15 protein-coding genes are annotated in these 20,140 nt (G+C 69.8%); 6 read left to right on the top strand and 9 right to left on the bottom strand.

The window, feature by feature from the left end; genetic code table 11:
- Positions 1-14: 14 nt before the first annotated feature.
- Entirely contained in the window at positions 15-467 is a 453-nt protein-coding gene (locus AB1634_11865; protein ID MEW6220213.1) for a transposase, read from the bottom strand.
- A 122-nt stretch (positions 468-589) separates the two neighbouring features.
- Entirely contained in the window at positions 590-1,498 is a 909-nt protein-coding gene (locus AB1634_11860; GenBank protein MEW6220212.1) for a cation diffusion facilitator family transporter, read from the bottom strand.
- 175 nt (positions 1,499-1,673) lie between these two features.
- On the opposite strand from AB1634_11860, the gene AB1634_11855 reads away from it, so the two are divergent.
- From AB1634_11855 to AB1634_11830, 6 genes are all read left to right on the top strand, one after another.
- Positions 1,674-2,990 carry a TolC family protein gene (locus tag AB1634_11855; protein MEW6220211.1) on the top strand — a complete coding sequence of 439 codons (1,317 nt, stop codon included), beginning with the start codon at positions 1,674-1,676 and terminating at the stop codon, positions 2,988-2,990.
- Positions 2,987-4,336, top strand: coding sequence for an efflux RND transporter periplasmic adaptor subunit (locus AB1634_11850; GenBank protein MEW6220210.1), 1,350 nt, complete (start codon positions 2,987-2,989; stop codon positions 4,334-4,336). The genes AB1634_11855 and AB1634_11850 overlap by 4 nt, the downstream gene beginning before the upstream one ends.
- An 86-nt stretch (positions 4,337-4,422) precedes the next feature.
- Positions 4,423-4,719, top strand: a complete 297-nt coding sequence (locus AB1634_11845; GenBank protein ID MEW6220209.1) for a hypothetical protein — start codon at positions 4,423-4,425, stop codon at positions 4,717-4,719.
- Positions 4,694-5,158, top strand: coding sequence for a DUF6516 family protein (locus AB1634_11840; GenBank protein ID MEW6220208.1), 465 nt, complete (start codon positions 4,694-4,696; stop codon positions 5,156-5,158). The genes AB1634_11845 and AB1634_11840 overlap by 26 nt, the downstream gene beginning before the upstream one ends.
- A 10-nt stretch (positions 5,159-5,168) precedes the next feature.
- Complete coding sequence (locus tag AB1634_11835) at positions 5,169-8,396, top strand: CusA/CzcA family heavy metal efflux RND transporter (GenBank protein MEW6220207.1); 3,228 nt, start codon at positions 5,169-5,171, stop codon at positions 8,394-8,396.
- 95 nt (positions 8,397-8,491) lie between these two features.
- Positions 8,492-8,977 carry a hypothetical protein gene (locus AB1634_11830; protein MEW6220206.1) on the top strand — a complete coding sequence of 162 codons (486 nt, stop codon included), beginning with the start codon at positions 8,492-8,494 and terminating at the stop codon, positions 8,975-8,977.
- 48 nt (positions 8,978-9,025) lie between these two features.
- Here the strand turns inward: AB1634_11830 and AB1634_11825 are convergent, their stop codons facing one another.
- From AB1634_11825 to AB1634_11795, 7 genes are all read right to left on the bottom strand, one after another.
- Positions 9,026-12,790 carry a YCF48-related protein gene (locus AB1634_11825; protein MEW6220205.1) on the bottom strand — a complete coding sequence of 1,255 codons (3,765 nt, stop codon included), beginning with the start codon at positions 12,788-12,790 and terminating at the stop codon, positions 9,026-9,028.
- Positions 12,791-12,797: 7 nt separating this feature from the next.
- Entirely contained in the window at positions 12,798-13,046 is a 249-nt protein-coding gene (locus tag AB1634_11820) for a PqqD family protein (GenBank protein MEW6220204.1), read from the bottom strand.
- Positions 13,047-13,063: 17 nt separating this feature from the next.
- Positions 13,064-16,279, bottom strand: a complete 3,216-nt coding sequence (locus tag AB1634_11815; GenBank protein ID MEW6220203.1) for a C25 family cysteine peptidase — start codon at positions 16,277-16,279, stop codon at positions 13,064-13,066.
- Positions 16,263-17,354 carry a hypothetical protein gene (locus AB1634_11810; protein MEW6220202.1) on the bottom strand — a complete coding sequence of 364 codons (1,092 nt, stop codon included), beginning with the start codon at positions 17,352-17,354 and terminating at the stop codon, positions 16,263-16,265. Before AB1634_11810 ends, AB1634_11815 begins: the two co-directional genes overlap by 17 nt.
- A gap of 95 nt (positions 17,355-17,449) precedes the next feature.
- Entirely contained in the window at positions 17,450-18,745 is a 1,296-nt protein-coding gene (locus tag AB1634_11805) for a PqqD family peptide modification chaperone (protein ID MEW6220201.1), read from the bottom strand.
- A 193-nt stretch (positions 18,746-18,938) separates the two neighbouring features.
- Positions 18,939-19,106 carry a hypothetical protein gene (locus AB1634_11800; GenBank protein MEW6220200.1) on the bottom strand — a complete coding sequence of 56 codons (168 nt, stop codon included), beginning with the start codon at positions 19,104-19,106 and terminating at the stop codon, positions 18,939-18,941.
- Between the two features lie 182 nt (positions 19,107-19,288).
- The coding region (locus AB1634_11795) for a cytidylate kinase family protein (protein MEW6220199.1) at positions 19,289-20,140 on the bottom strand (852 nt) is incomplete at its 5' end.

The raw sequence follows: 20,140 nt of genomic DNA, 5'->3' as shown, positions 1-20,140 counted from the left end.
CAAGACGACAACCATCAATCCCACAGGTGCTCCTCGTGGTGCTGCACCTCGTCGCGTTTCAGGATTTCCAGGATCTCGTCCCTGAACAGGCGCGTCCGGTGATGCTCCTGCTGGTTGCCGATGTAGTGAAGAAGCCCCGGCAACTGCGACTGTCCCAGGGAAAACGCACCATATCCGCCCTGCCAGGCAAACTGGACACACCCGTCATCCTGTCCCTTCATCCAGGCTGACGACGCGGTCTTGATCCCCAGGACCAGGTCGCTGGGCGCCATGGTCCTGGGCAGCGAACAGGCGATGTGCACGTGGTCTTCGGTGCCACCGACCCGATACGCCTGGCTGCCGACCGAACGGCATGCCTCGGCCAGATAGGCATGCAGGCGAGGCTGCAGGCTCGGTGGAATCCGGGGCTCCCGGTTCTTGGTGCTGAACACCACGTGCAGGAGGATCTTTGCAAGGGATTGCGCCATGACCTGTCTCCCCAACAGGTGCTTCTAGACCCAGGGCGTTGCCCTGGGCTGGTATGGGTCGCCCCTTCAGGGCTCCGAAACCTCCGGCGCGGGGTCGGAGGCGTGGTCTGCGGGGCAGAGGCTCAATCCCGCAGGTCGGGCTCGAAGAAGACCCAGCGGATCGCGGGAAAGGCGGCTTTGAGGGCCTGCTCGACGGCATTGATGTCGCCCAGCAGTTGACTTGCCGCGGTCTCTTCCCGCATCCTGGCCTTTACCGCCACCATGAGCTGCGGGCCCAGCTGCAGGGTGATGAGGTTGTAGATGGTGGCCACCTCGGGGCGGCCGGCCAGGAAGGCCCGGATGGCCGCCACCGTCTCCGGATCGGCGCTCTCGCCGATGAGGAGGCTTTTCACCTCCACCCCCACCGCCACGGCCACCAGGATGAGAACGGTGCCGATAGCCACCGTGCCCAGGGCGTCGAAAAGGGGGTTGCCGGAGATCATGGTGGCCAAGACGGCCAGAAGGGCCAGAACCAGGCCCACCAGGGCGGCCAGGTCCTCGCCGACGACGACGATGAGCTCGCTCTGCCGGCTGGTGCGAAACCAGCTGAGCCAGCCCTGCCGGCCGCGCACCCGGCGGACCTCGGCCACGGCGCCCGCCAGGGATCCGGCCTCCAGGACGATGGCCACGGCCAGCACCGCCAGGGCCACCAGCGGCGACTGGGGCATCTCCGGGTGCCGGATCTTGTGGATCCCTTCGTAGATGGAGAACATGCCACCCAGGGAAAAGAGCAAGAGGGCCACCAGGAAGGACCAGAAGTAGACCGCCTTGCCATAGCCCAGGGGGTGCTCCTCGGACACCGGCCGCTGCGCCCGTTTGAGGCCCACCAGAAGCAGAAGCTGGTTGGCGGAGTCGGCCCCGGAATGGATGGCCTCGGCCAGCATGGCGCCGGAGCCGGTGTGCCAGGCGGCCGCCGCCTTGGCGGCAGCGATCCCCAGGTTGGCGCCCAGGGCATAGAGGATGGCCTTCATGGAGCCATTGGTGTGAGACATGGTCGCGGCACCTCCGTACGGTCAGCTCGTGTGCCGGCTCACTGTACCGGACCGCGCCGAGGCCTGCCAGCCCTTGCCAGGTGTGATCAACCCTTGATTCCGCCCCGGGCCTGTGTCACGATTCCTACCTGAAACATGGGTATTACTGGCACGAGCATCCTCCCCAGGAGGCGTTATGGATAGCCTTCCCGCGCCCGCCCATGGCCAGCGCTCCCTTTGGCTGTGGACCTGCCTGGTCACCCTGCTTGGCCTCATCCTGCTCCAGCCGCGGCCAGCGGCAGCCGGGCCGGTGGATCCGGGCCTGGCCGCCCTGGTGGCCGAGGCTCTGGCCGCCAACCCGGAGCTGGCGGCCGCCGAGACCCGCTGGCGGGCGAGCCTGCACCGGGTGGTGCCGGCCGGCACCCTGCCGGACCCCATGCTGTCCTTTGCCCTGGACGACTACCCGTCCAGCACCTTCAGCTCCGGCGAGACCTCCATGGCCGGCCAGCTGGTGCGGCTCTCTCAGAGCCTGCCCTTTCCGGGCAAGCTGGCCGCCAAGGCCGAGGCGGCGAGCAAAGAGACGCGCTGGTACCAGGGGCTTTACGACGATGCTCGCCTGGGCCTTGCCCGCCAGGTCAAGGAGGCGTGGTACGACCTGGTTCTGCAGGAACAGTCCCTTCTGGTGGTGGATCGGATGGTGCTCCTGGCCGATACCGTCATCGCCCAGGCCGAAAGCCAGTACCGGGTGGGCCGCGCCGGCCAGGCCCGGGTGGTGGAGGCGCAGATGAGCCGCACCGAGCTTTTGGAGCAGCGCATCGGCCTGGTGCAGATGCGCGACAGCGCCCTGGCGGCCCTCAATGCCCTGCGCAACCAGCCGCCGGACACGGTGGTGGCCACGCCGGCAGCCCTGGCGGAGCCGGAGCTTCCGGGCAGCCTTGGCGATCTCCAGGCAGCAGGCGAGAGGAGGCCGCTTCTGGCCGCCTACCAGGGGGCCATCGACAGCCTGGAGGCCATGCGCCGCCAGGCAGAGCTGGACCGCCTGCCCGATTTCTCAGTCGGCCTGGGCTACCGGTTCCGGGATCCCAGTCCCATGGATGACGGCCGGGACACGGTTTCCGCGGAGATCGGCCTCACCGTGCCCATCTTCCAGGAGCGGCGCAGCGAGGCCATTGCCGAGGCCGAGGCCAATCTGACCCGGGCACGCCAGGAGCTGGCCGACGCCCGGAACCGGGTGCGGCTGGGCATCCACGACGCCTATCTCCAGGTCGAGCGATCCCGCCAGCTCCTGGCCCTGTACCGGGCGGGCCTGGTGATCCAGGCCCGTCATGCCCTGGATGCCGCTCTGGCCGAGCTTAGAGTCGGCGGCGGCGACCTGGGCATGGTGCTGGCCGGCCTGCGGGGCTTGTACCGCCTGGAGCTGGAGGTGCAGCGCCTGCTGGCCGAGGAAGGCAAGGCCGTGGCCCGCCTGGAAGCCGAGGCCGGCGTGACACCCGAGGTAGGAGGTGACCTGTGAGAACGATCAGCCTGTTGCGGCTGGCCGCGCTGGCCCTGGTGGCGGCGCTGCTTGTGACCTGGGCGCCAGGCGTGCCTTCCCGGCACGACTGTGGCCACGACCATGGCGGCCCAGGATTGGCCTGGGCGCAGGGGCAGAAATACACCTGCTCCATGCATCCCTTCATCATCCGGGACGAGCCGGGGCTCTGCCCCATCTGCGGCATGGAGCTGACCCCGGTGCGCTCCGGACCGCCCGCCGGCGGCCAGCCTGCCGGACCGGTGCCAGCCGGTGCCATCGCCATCGACCCCACCACCCTGCAGAACATGGGGGTCCGCTTTGCGCCAGTGACCCGGGCCGATCTCGCCCGGCGGCTGCGCACCGTCGGGGTAGTCACCTACGACGAATCCCGGCGGTATGCGGTCAACACCAAGATCGACGGCTGGATCGAGCGCCTCTATGCCAACCAGACCGGCATTCCGGTGAAGAAGGGGGCGCCGCTGCTCGATCTGTACAGCCCAGCCCTGGTGGCGGCCCAGGAGGAGCTGCTCCTGGCGGTGCGGAATCAGCGCGCCCTGGCGCAAAGCCCCTATCCGGAAATTGCCGCCGGCGCCGAGCGTCTGGTGCAAGCAGCCCGGGATCGGCTGCGCTACTGGGACATCGCGCCAGAGGCCATCGCCGCCCTGGAGGCCGGCGGTGCGGTGCAGCGCACGGTTCGTCTTGCCGCCCCGGCCGACGGGGTGGTGGTGGAGAAGATGGCCAACGAGGGTGCCTTCATGGCCGCCGGCATGGAGATCCTCCAGCTGGCCAACCTGGACCGGGTCTGGATCTGGGCCGACATCTACGAATACGAACTGCCCTGGGCGCGGCCCGGCCAGGAGGCCGACATCGAGCTGCCGTACCCCCATGCCCCGCTCACGGCCCGGGTCGATCTCATCTATCCCTATGTGGAGGCCAAGACCCGCACCGTCAAGGCCCGGCTCAGCCTGCCCAACCCGGGCTTCGAGCTCAAGCCCGACATGTATGTCACGGTGCACCTCAAGGGCGAGCCCCGGCATGGGGTGCTCATGGTGCCGGTGGAGGCAGTGATCCGCTCCGGCGACCGCCAGACGGTGTTTGTCAATCTGGGGGGCGGCCGCTTCGAGCCCCGGCAGGTGAAGACCGGCCTCCAGGGCGACAACGACGCCCTGGAGGTCCTAAGCGGTCTGGCCGAGGGCGAAGAGGTGGTCACCTCCGCCCAGTTCCTCCTGGACTCCGAAAGCCAGCTCCGGGAGGCCATCCAGAAGATGATCGGCGGCCCAGCGTCTGCCCCTGCGCCGCCCGCCACCAGCAAGAAAGCCTCTGATCTGGAGGATCTGTTCAAGTAGCGGATGCGAAGCCCTTCGGGGCTCAGCACCCTTGCAAAGAAATATATGGGCCGGCGACCGCCGAAACGGCACCCGGGAGGTGTTTTATGACCCTGCAGGACGTCATCGACGATATCCATGCCTTGCGAGAAGACCTGGAGATGTATGAACGGAAATACGGCGTTCTTTCCGAGACATTCTATCAAGCATACAGCCAGGGGGAGGAACCGGAGGATGATGCCTGGGTGGTGGACTGGAGCGACTGGGCCGGGGCCTACCAGATCCTGCTCCGTCGGCAGGAAGAATACCAGCGCGCCATCGAGGCCTTCCGCCGGGAGCGGCAGACGCTTTCCAACCTCCTCAAGGTGACGGCTCGCCATGAACCCCTTCCGATCACTTCGTGATTACGAGGAGGCTGTCTACACCGTCCAGCAATGGTGTCCTGCGGTCGTCAGCTCGACGCTGGTCATGGTGCGCCGAGGGAAGGGGGTCGCGGTGCTCCGAGGCGAGGTTCGCCTCGTACATGGGCGCCGCCTGGTGCTCCAAGAGCGGCTCGATCACCATACCGGGCATGTGATCATCGAGGCCTATGGCTATGAGCTGTGGCGCCAAGATGAAAAGATTGCCTGGTACGATTCCCAGCCGCACCCCAATGATCCGGCCCTGGCCGGGACCTTTCCGCACCACAAGCATGTACCGCCAGACCCCAAACGTAACCGCATCCCGGCTCCGCAGCTGAGCTTCCACCAGCCCAATCTCCCTGTTCTCTTGCAGGAGCTGCAGGAAGTGGCAGAGCGACCTGCTCAGACCGGTCAGTCCCGGAAGCCACAGCCCACCCCGTGAGAACACCGCCATGCTGGAAAAGCTCATCGACTGGTCGATCGAAAACCGCCTTCTGGTGGTGATCTTCACCCTGTTCCTGGGATTGGCCGGCCTGGTCAGTCTCCGGCAGACGCCCCTGGACGCCATCCCGGATCTGTCCGACGTCCAGGTCATCATTTATACCGAGTACAAGGACCAGGCGCCCCAGGTGGTGGAGGACCAGGTCACCTACCCGCTCACCACCCAGATGCTGTCCGTGCCCCATGCCAAGGTGGTGCGGGGCTACTCCTTCTTCGGCTCCTCCTTCGTCTACATCCTCTTCGAGGACGGCACCGACATCTACTGGGCCCGCTCCCGGGTGCTGGAGTATCTCAACTACGCCGCCAGCCGGCTTCCTCAAGGCGTGACCCCCACCATCGGCCCGGACGCCACCGGAGTCGGCTGGATCTACGAGTACGCCCTGACCTCTGACCGCCACGATCTGCAGCAGCTGCGCTCGATCCAGGACTGGTTCCTGCGCTACGAGCTCACCGCTTTGGAGGGTGTCTCCGAGGTGGCCTCGGTGGGCGGCTATGTCAAGCAGTACCAGGTGACCGTGGATCCGGCTCGCCTCCTGGCCTACCACCTGACCCTGGAGGACATCGGCCGGGCCATCCGGGAGAGCAACGCCGATGTGGGCGGCGGCCTCATGGAGATGGGCGAGACCGAGTTCATGGTCCGGGGCCTGGGCTACCTGCGCTCCCTGGCCGACATCACTGGCGTGGTGGTGACTACCGACCAGCGAGGCACCCCGATCCGCCTGGGGGACTTGGCCACCGTCACCGTTGGCCCGGAGCTGCGGCGGGGCATCGCCGAGCTCAATGGCCAGGGGGAGGTGGTGGGCGGCATCGTGGTGATGCGCTTCGGGGACAACGCGCTTGCCACCATTCACCGGGTCAAGGAGCGGCTGGCCCAGCTCGCCGCCGGCCTGCCGGCCGGGGTGACCATCACCCCGGTCTACGACCGCTCCGGCCTCATCGAGAGGGCGGTGGACAACCTCAAGGAGAAGCTCCTGGAGGAGTCCATCGTCGTTGCCCTGGTGACCGCCCTCTTCCTGTTCCACCTGCCGTCGGCCCTGGTGGCCATCATCACCCTGCCGGTGGCGATTCTGGCCTCCTTTCTCGTCATGCGCCTGCAGGGGGTCAACGCCAACATCATGAGCCTGGGCGGCATTGCCATCGCCATCGGCGCCATGATCGACGCGGCGATCATCATGATCGAGAACGCCCACAAGCACCTGGAGCGCTCCCAGGGCAAAAAGCCCCACTGGCAGATCATTGTCGGCGCGGCCAAGGAGGTGGGGCCGGCGCTCTTCTTCAGCCTCCTGGTCATCACCGTCTCCTTCCTGCCGGTCTTTGCGCTCCAGGACCATTCCGGCCGCCTGTTCAAGCCCCTGGCCTTCACCAAGACCTATGCCATGGGGGCGGCGGCCCTGCTGTCGGTCACCCTGGTGCCGCTCCTCATGGGCTGGCTCATCCGGGGCCGCATCCGGCCGGAGCACGCCAACCCGGTGAACCGGCTCCTCATCCGCCTCTACCACCCGGTGGTGGATCTGGTTTTGCGCTGGCGGGTGGTGGTGCTCATCCTGGCCCTGCTGGCCATGGGCTCCATGGCCATTCCCATCTCCCGGCTGGGCTCGGAGTTCATGCCGCCCCTCTACGAAGGTGATCTTCTCTACATGCCCACCACCCTGGAGGGGATCTCGGTCACCAAGGCCAAGGAGGTCCTGCAGCAGACCGACCGGATCATCGCCCAGTTCCCGGAGGTGGAGCGGGTGTTCGGCAAGGTGGGCCGGGCAGAGACCGCCACCGATCCGGCGCCCATGGCCATGCTGGAGACCACCATCCAGCTGAGGCCTCCCGAGGAGTGGCGCCGGGAGCCCAGGTCCCGTTTCTATTCCGGCTGGCCGGACTGGATGGAGCCCGTGAAAAACAGCCTGCGCCGGCTCTGGCCGGAGGAGGGACCGATCCCGGTGGAGGAGCTGATCCGCCGCCTGAACGCCGCCATCCAGATCCCCGGGCTCACCAATGCCTGGACCATGCCCATCAAGACCCGCATCGACATGCTCTCCACGGGCATGAAGACGCCGGTGGGGGTCAAGATCCTGGGCGACGACCTGGCCACCCTGAGCCGCCTGGGGGAGGAGGTGGAGGCGGTGCTGCGGCCCCTGCCCGGCACCCTTTCGGCCTTTGCCGAGCGGGCGCTTACCGGCAACTATCTCGACATCACCGTGGACCGGGCGGCGGCGGCCCGTTATGGCCTCACGGTGGCGGCAGTCCAGGACACCATCCAAAGCGCCATCGGCGGCATGAACGTCACCCAGACCGTGGAAGGCCTGGAGCGCTACCCGGTGAACATCCGCTACCAGCGCGACTTCCGGGCCGACCTGCCATCCCTTTATCGGGTGCTGGTGCCGCTGGCGGACGGCTCCCACGTGCCCTTGTCCCAGGTGGCGCGGATCGAGATCAAGAAGGGGCCGCCGGCCATCAAGAGCGAAAACTCCCGCCGCACGGTCTGGGTCTACGTGGACATCAAGGACGTGGATCTCGGCTCCTATGTGCGCGCGGCCCAGGCAGCGGTGGCCCAGCGGGTGCAGCTGCCCGCCGGCTACAGCCTGGTGTGGAGCGGCCAGTTCGAGTACATGGAATCGGCCCGGGCCCGGTTCCAGATCATCATCCCGGTGACGATCCTGGTGATCTTCGTCATCATCTACCTGAACACCCGATCACTCACCAAGACCGCCATCGTCTTCCTGGCCGTGCCCTTCTCCCTGGTGGGCGCCTTCTGGCTGCTCCATCTCCTGGGCTACCATTTGTCGGTGGCGGTGTGGGTGGGGCTTATTGCCCTGGCTGGCCTGGACGCCGAGACCGGGGTGGTGATGCTGCTCTACCTCGACCTGGCCCATCGCCTCTGGGGGGAGCAGAGCCGGATGCGCACCCGGGGAGACCTGGTGCAGGCCATCCACCATGGCGCGGTCAAGCGGATCCGGCCCAAGGTGATGACCATCTCGGTGATCATCGCCGGCCTCATCCCCATCATGTGGAGCACCGGCACCGGCGCCGATGTCATGAAGCGGATAGCCGCCCCCATGGTGGGCGGGGTGGTCACCTCCGGCATCATGGAGCTTCTGGTCTATCCGGTGATCTATTACCTGTGGCGGGGCTGGCGGCTGGACAAGAGTCCTGTGCCCACCGCCGAGGGGGATATTGTCGAAAGCTGACCCAAAAGGCCGTCCGTCCGGACGGACCTGTGGCCTGGCCACATCGGGGATGGCCCGTGCCTTCCGTAACGACCACAAGCACAAGGAGCCGCAACATGAAGCGAAGCGTGATGGCAGCCCTTCTGGGCGCAGGGGTTCTGATGGCAGTCGGCACCACAGGAATGGCCGCTGATCACGGCAGCGGCCATGGCAGTGCGGGCCATGGCACGGCGGCCGGCCATTCCGCCACCGCGGCGGATCTGGTCTCCCTGGGCGAGGCCACCGAGGCGGGGGTGAAGGCGGCGGCCGGGCTGCGGGATGTGCGGGCGGCCATGGCCCAGGCTGGACAGAGCTTCACCCACCACCTGCAGCTCACCTTCACGGACAGGGCCAGCGGCAACCCGGTCACCGAAGGCACGGTAGCGGTGAAGGTGACAGCGCCGGACGGCCAGGAAGGGCCGGCCATGGCCCTTACCGGCATGGACGGCCACTTCGGCGTTGACCTGGAGCTGAAGAGGCCAGGCAAGTACAGCTTCGCGGTGGGCACCAAGCTGGCGGACGGCACCAGGCGCCAGTATCTGTTCCAGGCCACGGTGAAGTGACACCGGAGCCGTTTTTCGCCCCGCCTCCCCGGTGCTGCTGCCGGACGACTACGAAGCAACGGCCGCCGCAGCGGCGCCGGTTGGCCCCTCGCTGGCGGGCGGCTGGCCGAGCGGGCTTGCGGCCAGCACCCGCAGGACCTCCTGCCGGTGGTCCGGCGCCGGCGGCCAGGCGGCCTCCTGCCATTCCTGCTCGTCCGCTGCTTCAGCGGCCCACTGGGCGTGGGCCGCTGGCGATGCGGCCAGCACCGCGGCCAGCTGTTCCACCTGGCCCTGGCCCGGCTCCAGTGCCCGGCTGGTGGCCAGGAGCGGTGCCAGGTCACCGTCCAGGACCTGCTGGTAGGCCTCGGGGCCGAGAAGCCAGTCCGAGCTCAGGTAGTAGATGGCGGCAAGGGCCACGGTGCCAGCCTCCGGGAAACGGCCCCGCAGCCGCAGGGCAATGAACCGCACCCGGTTGAGGTAGCGCTTGAGGGCCCGGGGGGTGTCCTGCTTGACCAGGACCCACGGCTGCCAGATCGAAAGGGCCTTGAGGAAGGCGGGGGAGTCCTCCGTGAAGTCCCGCTGCCGCAGGAAAAAGGCGCGCACGGTGGCGGCCAGCCCAACACCGCCCAGGAGCCAGATGAGCCAGCGGGCGCCGGCGCTGGCATCGGGATCCGGCGCCGCCAGCAAGGGGCCCGCCGGCTGCTCCTGGCCGAAGGCTTCGCGGCCGGGCGATGGTGGCGTTGGGGTCACGGGCGTCCCGGCTGCCCCCGGCTTTTCCCCGGTCCCGCCCTGCTCCGGGGCCTGGCGCAGCACCAGCTGGGCCGTGCCCTCGCCGCTGCCGAAGCTGCCGACAACGATTCCCTTGGCCAGCGCCTCCTTCCGGGCCTGCAGGGCCACCTCCAGCCGGACCGTGCCGCCGTTCGGCTCCTGGCCCGCCTCCGTTGCCGGCGGCTGCTCCGGGGATGCCAGTCCGAGAAGCGACCCTTCCGGGCTGAGCCGGCGCAGGTGGGTCGCATCGACGGGCCAGCTGACAAGCTGGTCCGGGCCGGTCACCACCGGAGGCCGGGGGATCGACAGGCCGTACCAGAGGCCATAGGCCACCACCAGGGCCAGAGCGACCGGGGCCTTGAGGGCGGCGGCCCAGGCTGCCGCCGGCGCGCCGGCCGTGCCCTTACTCCCTTGCAGGAGCAGGGTCGCCCCCCGCTGATCCAGCTTCGGGATCGGCACCTCGATGTTGATCATCTTCTCCAGATAGTTGCGGGCAAAGCGGCGCTTGTGCTCCTTGGGGTCGCCGTCGGTGGGCTTTTCCGCGGCGAGCTCGGCGGCCAGCTCCTCGTATTTCAACGCCACGCAAGACTCCACCCATTCCGGCGACATGCCCAGCACGATGAAGCAGTCTCCGGAGGTGGCGAGGAAATTGACGCTCTCCAGGATCTCGATCAGGTTGTCCTTGGAGCAGCGATCCAGGTCGTCGATGAAGATGACCATCTTGCGCCGGCCCAGCCCGCGGGTGACGTCCCGGAATTCCTGGCTGAAGCGGGCCCGGGCCCCGGGATCCAACCCCTGGCCGCCTGGCCGGTCCGGATTCACCGTCACCAGGCGCGCCGGGTTGAGACCAAAGCCCTTGCTGGCCTTGAGCACGGTGGCCAGCGGCGCCCCCAGACCGAAAAGCGCGGCAAAAAAGCCCAGCCAGTCCTGGACACTGACGCCGGCCATGGCCGCCAACGGCTGCGCCAGGGCGGCGCCCAGCCAGCCGGCATAGTGCTGCCACCAGGCCTCGGGGTGGACGACCAGGGCCAGAAGGCCCCGCAGGACGGCGGCCACCTGCTCCCGGCTGTAGGCAGCGCTGGCCAGAAAGACCGCCAGCAGCAAGGCATAGAGCGGCCAGCTGCGCTGGGCCCGGAAGACGGCCAGCCGGATGCGGAACTCGATGCCGCCCCGCTGCAGCCAACCGGGGACCGCCTGCTCCTTGATATGGGCGAAAAGCGAGGCCAGGAGCTGCTCGCCCTTCTGGTGATGCCAGGCGTTGAACCACACCGGCCGGAAGCGGTAGTGCTCGAGGTCGGCGGCCAGGAGGCTCATGAGGGAGCTCTTGCCGCTGCCCCATTCGCCGGTGATGGCGATGGTGAGCGGCGCCACGGTGCTGGGGTTGCGCAAGAAGTGGGACAGATCCTCCGCCAGCCCGCCGACGCCCAGGGCATCCTGACCAGCCTTCAGATCCTCTGGCCGCAGGGGCCGGTCCGTGGCCAGCAGGTCGGCGATGGAGCGCTTCAGGAGCCGGGGCTTGGGCGGCCGCAGGACGAGGAGGCCGGCCAGGACCAGGAGGGCTGTCACGGCCGGCAGCCAGGGGGCAGGATAGCGGCGGTAGGGCAGGCCGGCGGTCTCCCCGGCCTGGCTGGGCCGGCCAGCGCTTTGCCGCAGCCAGGTGCGGCCGCCGTCCCGGCTGGCGAGGATGGTCCCCCCGCTGCCCGCAGCCCAGCCCCGCCGGCGGTCGACAAACCGCACCGAGCCGAGTCCTGCTGTCGTGCCGCTGAATTGCTTCTGCCACGTGGTGCCGCCGTCGCTGGTCGCCAGCACCGTGCCGCCGGAGCCGGCGACCCAGCCGTGCTGGGCATCGACGAAATGGACGGCCGCCAGCGCCTCGTCCGTGCTGCCGTCCTGGACCAGCCAGGTGGCGCCGCCATCGCTGGTCGCCCGGATCACGCCCGAATCGCCCACCGCCCAGCCGTGCTCAGGATCGGCGAAGTGGACCGCTCTGAGGTCTTCTGCCGTGCCGGTGTTCTGCTCCTGCCAAGTGGCGCCGCTGTCGCCGGTGGCGAGAATGAGGCCTCGGGTGCCCGCCACCCAGCCGCGCCGAAGATCGACAAAATGAACAGCCTGCAACCGGTCTTCCCAGTCGCCACGCGCGTCCTGCCAGGTGGCGCCGCCGTCGCTGGTGGCCAGGAGGGAGCTCCAGGCGTCGCCGGTGGTCCAGCCGCGCCGGGCATCGACAAACTGGACGGCGTAGCGTCCTGCCCGGGTGGTCGCTTCCTGTTCCTGCCAAGTGGCGCCACCGTCGCTGGTGGCCAGGATGGTGCCCCAGGTGCCCACGATCCAGCCCTGGCGGGCGTCGATGAAATGCACGGCCAGCAGGTCCGGCGGCCCCGGCCGCCGCTCGGCGTCGGGCTCCTGGTCCGGTGGCGGGCGCTGGCGGGCTGGCGGTGCCGGCGTCGGCGGGACGTACTGCTCCACGGCCGGGCCGGGCGGGGGGCTCTTTTCGGCTATCTTGACATCCGTGATCGCCGGGGCCGGGATGGCGACATTCGTCTGGACCGGGTTTTGCTGGCTGCTGGCCTGCCGGGCGGACTCCGGCTTGGCGGCGGCCGCTGCCTCCGGGACCAGGGTGGGCCAGGAGGGCCAGAGGCGCGGGCGGCAGCGGCCGATGGCCTCCTCCGGGATGGGCGGCCCGCCGGGGAAGGTCTGGGGCTCCCAGCAGAGGCCGCCATCGCGGCTGTGCAGGATGAGACCATGATCCCCCACCACCCAGAGGAGCTGCCCATCCGGGTGCACGTGCAGGCCGCGGATGTCCGCGCCAACAACGGGCAGGCGCCGGGGGGCGTTCTTCTCCAGGGGATAAGAGAGGGCGGCCAGGCCGGAGGGACGGGAGTCAGGATCCGGATAGGGGGATTGGGTCAGCGCCAGGGAGGCGGCAAGGAGAAACGCCGCCAGGAGCCCGAGGATGGCAAGGCCGCGCCAGGCCACCGGCCAGGGGCCCGCCCCCGGGCCGACCTCCCGGGGGGCGGTCTGCCGGACCGCGCCTTTGACCCGGGCCTGTGATGACGGCGGCGGCTCCATGCGATCCTCAGCTGTCCGGCAGCAGGCCCTTGGCGGCCAGCTCGACCAGGCAGGCCTCGATGTCCCGGCGCAGGTCGTGGCCGGCCGGCACGGCGAAGCGCTCCCGCAGCCGGGCCTCGATGGCCACGATCGGCTGACCCGCCGCGGCCAGCTCGTGGATGAGGCGTGCTGTCGGGCTCAGGACGTGGACCGCCTCCTGGGCCGGATCGTAGAGCATCTTCTCGTCGCCCACCTCGGTGGACAAGAGGTCTTTCATGGCACGGCTCCTGGCATTCACTCCGGCCACGCCGGCAGGCTCGCTGCCGGGTCGCCAAAGAGGGTGTACATGGCGATGATGTCGGTTGCGGCCCCCTGGGCAAAGGCCTGGACCTTGGCCGTGGTGGCGATCTCGCCGAATCGCCTGCTGCCGGTCTCGAAGATGGCGGCCAAGGTGGCGTGGCTCAGGAGCCGGCTGTCCCACAGATAGGTGAGACCCGACGGCGCAAAGACGGCGATCGCGCCCTGGTCGGGCGCGGCCACCAGAGCCTCGGCCAGGCTCACCTGGGAGGGATGGCTGAAGTAGCCATTGAGGCAGGTCCACGCGAGGACCATGGGCAGGGAAGCGCCGTTGGTGAGGGAAGGGATGTCAGAGACCTGCAAGACCATCTCGCCAGCCCAGTTGAAGACCGCCCCGTGGCCGACATAGTTGGCGAGGCGGACGCCGTCGTTGAGGGCGGAGAGGATGGCGGCCCTGGCCGCCCCACCCTGGGCAAAATCCGCCAGATCGACGCTCGTCAGTGGCAGGCTCGGGGGCAGATAGGCGGCCAGCTCGTGGCTGAGCTCGGCATAGCCCGGCGGGTCGTTGTCTGCCACGAACAGGCCACCGGAGCTGGCCGGCTCGCCGGCCTGTTCCTGGTGGCGGAGGATCTTGTCCACCACGGCTGCCAGCTCCCCGGCGTTGGCGGCCGGCAGCCGGCCCACCATCAGATCCGGCAGGGGGTCGTCGCCGTCGACACAGGCATACCAGGTGTCGTCCGGGGTCATCCCCAGGTCGGCGGTGGCGGTGAAATGCGCCGGCAGCTGGTTGACCTTGCCAGGGCCCAGGTAGCCGCGAGGGTCCATGGTCGCCTGGCCGGCGAGGAGCACATAGAGCGGCGCTGGCCGCTGCCAGTGGTGGTAGGCATAGCGCAGGAAGGCCTTGATGGCCTCGGGGTCCGGCAGGCCGGTGCCGAAGGAATCGTAGATCTCCCGGGTGGTGACCACCCGCACCGTAAGCCCCATCGCCTGGTGGTAGTCCCGCAGCCGGGCCAGGGACGGCGCCAGATCCTGGTCGGCAATCATGAGATAATCCGCCTGGTTGGCCGGATCGACCAGATCCGGCACCGGCAGCCGTGCCAGAGCCGGCGGCCTCAGGACGCGGCCGCTGCCGGCCAAGAGAAGACGGCGCTCGCCGCCGCCCCGGGTCTCGACCGCCACCGCCTGGCCCTGGCCGGTGGGCACCGTGAGCCCCCGGAGGATGACCTTCGGCCGGGCCGGATCGGTGACGTCGTAGACCGGCGCCGGCGGGGTGGCAAAGCCGTCCGCCACCACCAGGGAGCGCGACCGATCCGGGATGGTGCAGGCCAGGCCGTCGGCCTCGGCCGCGAACAGGCTCTGGTAGCGCACCTCCACCCAGTTGAGGTAGAGGACCTCCAGGGCCGCGCCGGTGTCGTTGGGCACCGAAAGCTGCAACCGGTTGACGCCGTCGACCAGCACCCCGGCCGGGATCGCCAGCTCGGACATCTGGACCGACGGTCCGTCCCACCACAGGTCGCCCAGAGGCGTGCCATTGAGGGACACCGCCACATGGTGGTCCGGCGCAATGGCATCGCTGGACCGGCCCTGGAGCGCCAGGGTGAGGCTCGCCCCGTCCTGGCCCGCCACCGCCGCCGGCAGCGTGATCTCATACTCCCGCACCACCGGCCCGGTAATCCGCTCCCAGAACCAGGTGTCGGCAGCCGGCGCGCCGGGGGTGTTGTCCCAGCCCACCAGGCTCTTTTCGACATGGACGGTCCGCAGGAAGGAGGCCAGGGGCCGGACGCGGCCGCTGGGCCGGCCATCCTCCCACGCCATGCGCAGGCCCTGCCCCCCGGGCCAGATCAGGAAATAGACGCTGGTACCGGTGTAGCGGGTGTCGGCGGCCTGGCCAAAAAACTCGATGGCATCACCCGGCGCCAGGCGACCGCCCGGATTGGGCCCGCCGGGCCCAGCTGCGGTAACGATCCGGAGCGCCCGCTCCTGACCGCCGCCATAGAGGCGCAGTCCGCGGCGCGGGAACCGGTCAGGGCTCAAGCCCAGGGCCGCCAGATCCTCGAAGGTGATGCGGTGGATGCCGTCTTCCCGAACCTCGATGCGCAGGTACTCCCGCACCGCCGGTGCGGCGGCCACAAGCGGCGAGGAAGCCGCCTCGGCCGGCGGCTCGGCCTCGCCAGGCGCCGCCGGCCAGGGACCGGCGGCGGCGACCGCGATGCGCAGCCGGTCGCAGACCGCAAGCCCCCCGCGGGCTGGATCGTAGCGCACCGGCTGGACGAGCAGCCGGGCCACCGACTCCCTCCGCAGGATCGCCGCAGGCTCCAGCCGGGCCAGCTCCGCGGGAACGGTCTCCGTTCCCTGGTACGCTCCCGCGTCTTCCGCGAAGACCTCGGCCAGGGAGCCGTCCGGCCGGATCTCCCAGCCGGGCACTGGCCGGGGCCGCACCCCGGGAACAAAACGGCAGGAGGCCTCCAGCACCTGGGGCTGGATCCGGCTGGCGGCCGGCACCTTTATGAGGAGGCCGAACCGGGGCAGGTCCGGCTGGCCCGGGGCCGGCCGGCCGCCGGCCAGCCCGGGGACGGCGATCTCCTGCCCTGCCTGCCCGGCCCGGAATGCCAGCTGCGGCAGCCGGAAGGCAACCTCCATGCCGGCGCTGTCCCGGCGGAGCACCTCGAAGCCCGGCGCCGGCTCGGCCCATGACCGGCCCGCTCCCCAGGCGAGCAGAATGGCCAGCACCGGCAGGGCCAGGCGCAGGCAGCGGCCCAGGGCCTCCCGGATCCCCACCCGGCAGCGGGCCAGGGCTGCATACAGAGGATTGAGCCATGTCCAGGGCCAGTGGTCCATATGCCTCGCTCCCCGGCGGCCGTGGATGACCAGCACCCGGCCGATGACGGCATCGGCGTCGAGCCAGCCCCAGCCGCGCTGGTTGTCCCCTTTCTGACAGAGGCGGCGGGTGCCGCCTCGCTGTGCCGCACCCAGATACCGGTGCGCGACCACGACGCTGCCCTGGCGGAAGACCATGATATCACCGGACCGCAAGGCGGCGGCCGGCACAAAGCGCAGCTGCACGCGGTCTCCGGGTCGGATGAGGGGCAGCATGCTGGTCCCCTGCACCTCGAGCACGGCCTCCTCACCAGCCACCTGCCACAGGGCGATGGCAGCCTGGGCATGGAGCAAGGATACCGGAGATGGCCGGGGGGGGTCAGATCTTTCGGGCATGGGTCACCGCCTCGGCGACGCGCTCGACCTCCTCGGACAGGCGGCCCACCTGCAAGCGGAAGCAGGGGGTCTGGCCCAGGAGCGTGCCAAGGCGCATGAACAGGGCAGCCCCGTCCGGCGCCCCGGGAAGGGGGCCCGAGGTCCCCTCTTCGGGCTTGAGGTTGGCCAGAAGGCGAAAGGCTGCGGCATGGACCGGGATCGGCGTCAGCTCCGGGGTCCCGTGGAAGCTGGCCGCCACCCGGTCCTCCCGGTAGACCTGCCAGATCGCCCCGGCATGGGCCGCGAGCAGGCCCCGCAGCCGGACAACCAGCTGCCCCGCCGGGGGATAGCGGAGCCGCCAGGCCACAGCGCCCTCCCCTTCGGCCTCGGGCCGGAGGGTCAAGCCCGCCACCGCGGCGAGATCGGCCAGGAGGGCATCGGCCTGGCCCGGCCGGACGGTGAGGACGATCTCCTCCCCGGCCTCCGGCGGGGGGCCGGCCTCCAGGCAGATGAGGCAGAGCGGCCGGCAGGGCGGACCGCCTACTGTGTAGCCCTCCGCCGCCGGGATGAGCGGGCGCTTGCCGCGGCGGCCGGATCCTGCCTCGGACCCTGGCGCCAGCCACAGGCTGCGGGGAAAGGGATGCACCTCACCAGTCCGGGCATGGAGCGGGCAGATATCGTCGGAATAGAAGCTGTACCCCGCCCGGCACAAGGCCGCCACCAGGGTGGACTTGCCCACACCCGGTGGCCCGGCCAGGATGACGGCGCCGGCCGGCAGCGCCACCACCCCGGCATGGAGGAAATAAAAGGCGGACAGCCGGCCGAAGATCCGGGTCAGCAGCAGCCGGTAGGCATGGAGGGCCGGCGCCGGATGGCCGGCCAGCAGGAGATCCTCGCCGTCCACCGCCAGCCGGGGCGTGCCGCCCGCGCTCGTGTACCGGGCTGCCAGGGCCGGCGGCTGGGCCGCGGCCTCCGGCGCGGTGCGGAACCAGGCGTAATCCTGGTCGAAGAGATCGAGAAGATCCCCGCGGTCGGCGGTCAAAGCCACCCCGAGGTCCAGGATCCGGTAGCTGGCGCCCAGGCAAAGACGCGGCAAGGGAGGCTTCTCCATGAAGCTCATGAGTCCCATAGGACCTATAGGACCTATGGGACCTAATGGCACCCATACGATGATGGCAGCCGCAAGGCTGTTCAGACCCCGGGAGCGTCCTCGCGGCAGAGCCGGCTGAACGCCTCTTCGAAGGCGCGCTGGCGAAAGCCGCAATGGCGGTCGGTGTCCCACAAGGTGCCGGTCTGCTCGAAGGCCTGGCCCATGCAGCCGGCCTGGCACAGGTTCTGCCACCGGCAGTCCTGGCAGCGGGCAATCGTCCGCTGCCGCTGGCCAAGGGCGTGGCACAGGCCGGCCATGGTCTCGGAGGCCATCATCTCGGCCAGGGTCTGCTGGAAGATGTTGCCGAGCCGGAACCGGGGCTGCATGAGAAGCACGCACGGATAGGCGTCGCCGTCGGTGTCCACCACCACCTTGCGACCCACCGGGCACCACAGGCCATCCGGGTCGGGGATGCCGGCCGGGTCCAGCAGAAAGCCGCTCAGGCCGTAGCTCAGCTCCACCTGTCCCGGGTGGGCGTGGGCCCAGGCCGCCATGGTCCGAAAGAGGGCCTCGTATTCCGCGGCGGCGATCTCCCCCAGGGCCGGCCAGCGCTCCCGGGCCCGGCCGCTGGGTCTGACCGGCAGCAGCCGGACCCGACCGGCGCCGTGGGCGACTGCCAGCTCGACTACGGCCGGGATGTCGGCGAGGTTGTCCCGGGTCACCGTGGCCGCCACCACCAGGTCATCCTTGGCCATGCCGGCGGCGGCCAGGGCATCGATTCCGGCCAGGGCGCGCTCCAGGCTGCCAGGGCCGCGGTTGGCGTCGTGGATCGCCGGCCGGGAGCCGTCGAGGCTCACCTGCACGCCGGCCTTGAGGCTCACCAGCAGCTCGGCCCGGGGAGCGTCGATCAGGGTGCCGTTGGTCAGGACCTGCACCTTGAGCCTGGCTGCGGCATGGCGGAGGATGGGGATGATGTCCGGGTGCAGGAGGGGCTCACCGCCGCTCAGCACCACGCCGCTGGCCCCGGCGGCGGCCAGGGCATCCAGCACCCCCAGGACGGCGGCCCCGGGCAGCTGGCGCCGCTCGGCCGCCGGCCGGGCGATGTAGCAATGGCGGCAGGCCAGGTTGCAGCAATCGGTCAGATGGAGAAAGGCGGAGCCGAGGCGGGGGGTGCGCCGGCCGGGCCGGCCCGGGCCGGCGGCCAACAGACCGTGGCCGGCCAGGCGCTCGGCCACCAGCCGGACATCGGCCAGCGCCATCTCCAAGGCGAGGCCATACTGCTGGGCCAGTCCGGCCGCCACCTGCTCCGCCGGCCCGCCAGCGGCCAGCTGCCGGGCGATGGCCAAACCGGTGTCGTTGACCACCAGCCATTCCGGGCCGCCGGTGGCCAGAAGCACATGCCGCCCGCCATCGGTGGCCGGGGGGCTGAAAGATCGGAAAGGCGCCGGGGAGGTCATGAAGGCGGGATCGTGGTGCCGTGGGGCAACGGCGCTTGCCCGGGCGGCAAGCAGAACCAGGCACGGCCACAAAGGGGCGGGCTTTCTCCGGTTGGCGGAAAAGGCCCTGCCCCTCGGGCGGATAGGGCGAGCTTCAGGGGGCGACGGGACAGGGACCAGGGGAGCAGGCCTGGGCTGGGCCGATCCTGGCCATGATCTCCTCGCTGGTGTAGGTGATGATCTCGGGCCGGGTGTAGACAGGCCGCGCCTCCTGTTCAGGCACGGCCCCTTCGACCTCCACGACTGGCTTCGGGTTGTCCATGGATCACTCCTTAAGCGAGCTGGATGCGAGCGTTGATGGCCATGGGTCGATGTCCGGCCCATGGCAGCGGCTTGACCCGGCCTGGAGCCGGACCAGACCGCCAAGCCAGTGTCTCCGTTCCTACCGGATAGCTCCCCTCTCTGTCAAGAGGAAAGAGCGCCGGAAGGGTGGGCGGCCGGCGATCAGCGGCGGTAGTGGAGGGCGCAGCTGAGCGGCACCTCGCCGGCAAGGCGCCGGGCCGCTTCCTCGACCCGCTGGTGCTCCTTCACGGAGTGGACCACCCCGGAGAGCACCAGCTCCTCGCCGGTCCACGCCACCTCCAGGATGGGCACAAAGAGGTGCGGATCGGTGGCGAGACCGGCCTGGACCCGGGCGGCCAGGGCGCGCATCTCCAGATCCCGGGCCGCCTCCTCGCTCCACAGGCGGTCCCGGGCCGCCAGCTCAGCCTTCACCTGCTCGGCCAGCGGCGTCAGATCCAGGCCGGTGGCTGCCAGCACGGTGTCGTAGTCGGCGGCATCATCACCCGTTCTGCCATAGACCGCGGCCAGGAAGCAGGCCCGGCCGTGGTCCACCTTCTTGCACAGCCAGCGGGCGGTCTCGGCATCCACGCCCTCCCGGGCGGCCAGCCGCTCCTGGCGGACGGTCAGGGGGGCCTCCACCCGGACCCGCAGGGCGTGGGGCACGCCGGCCAGCAGGAAGTTGGCCCCCCGGCCCATGATCACCACCCGGTCCCGGGTGGCCTCGGCCAGGATCTGACTCCGGACCAGGGCCGCGAAGCCGCGGAAGGACCAGTCGAAGCGCTCCCAGGTGGTGGGACACTGCTCGTCGAGCCCCTCTGCCCATTCCCGCCAGCGCCCACCAGCCTGCCGGATGGCGGCAAACAGGCTCTCCTTGTCCACGTAGTCGTAGCCCAGCCGCTCGGCAACGGTCCGGCCAAGCTCCTGGCCGCCGGAGCCGTACTGCCGGGAAATGGTCAGGATGGCCATCGCTCCCCCCCCGCTTTGCTTTGCGCCACGCGCCTCAGGATGGACGAT

It is taken from the genome of Thermodesulfobacteriota bacterium, from assembly GCA_040755095.1.
In the GTDB taxonomy this organism is placed as follows: domain Bacteria; phylum Desulfobacterota; class Desulfobulbia; order Desulfobulbales; family JBFMBH01; genus JBFMBH01.
The sequence above is the reverse complement of the archived record's forward strand: the minus strand, read 5'-3'. Positions and strand labels throughout refer to the sequence as shown.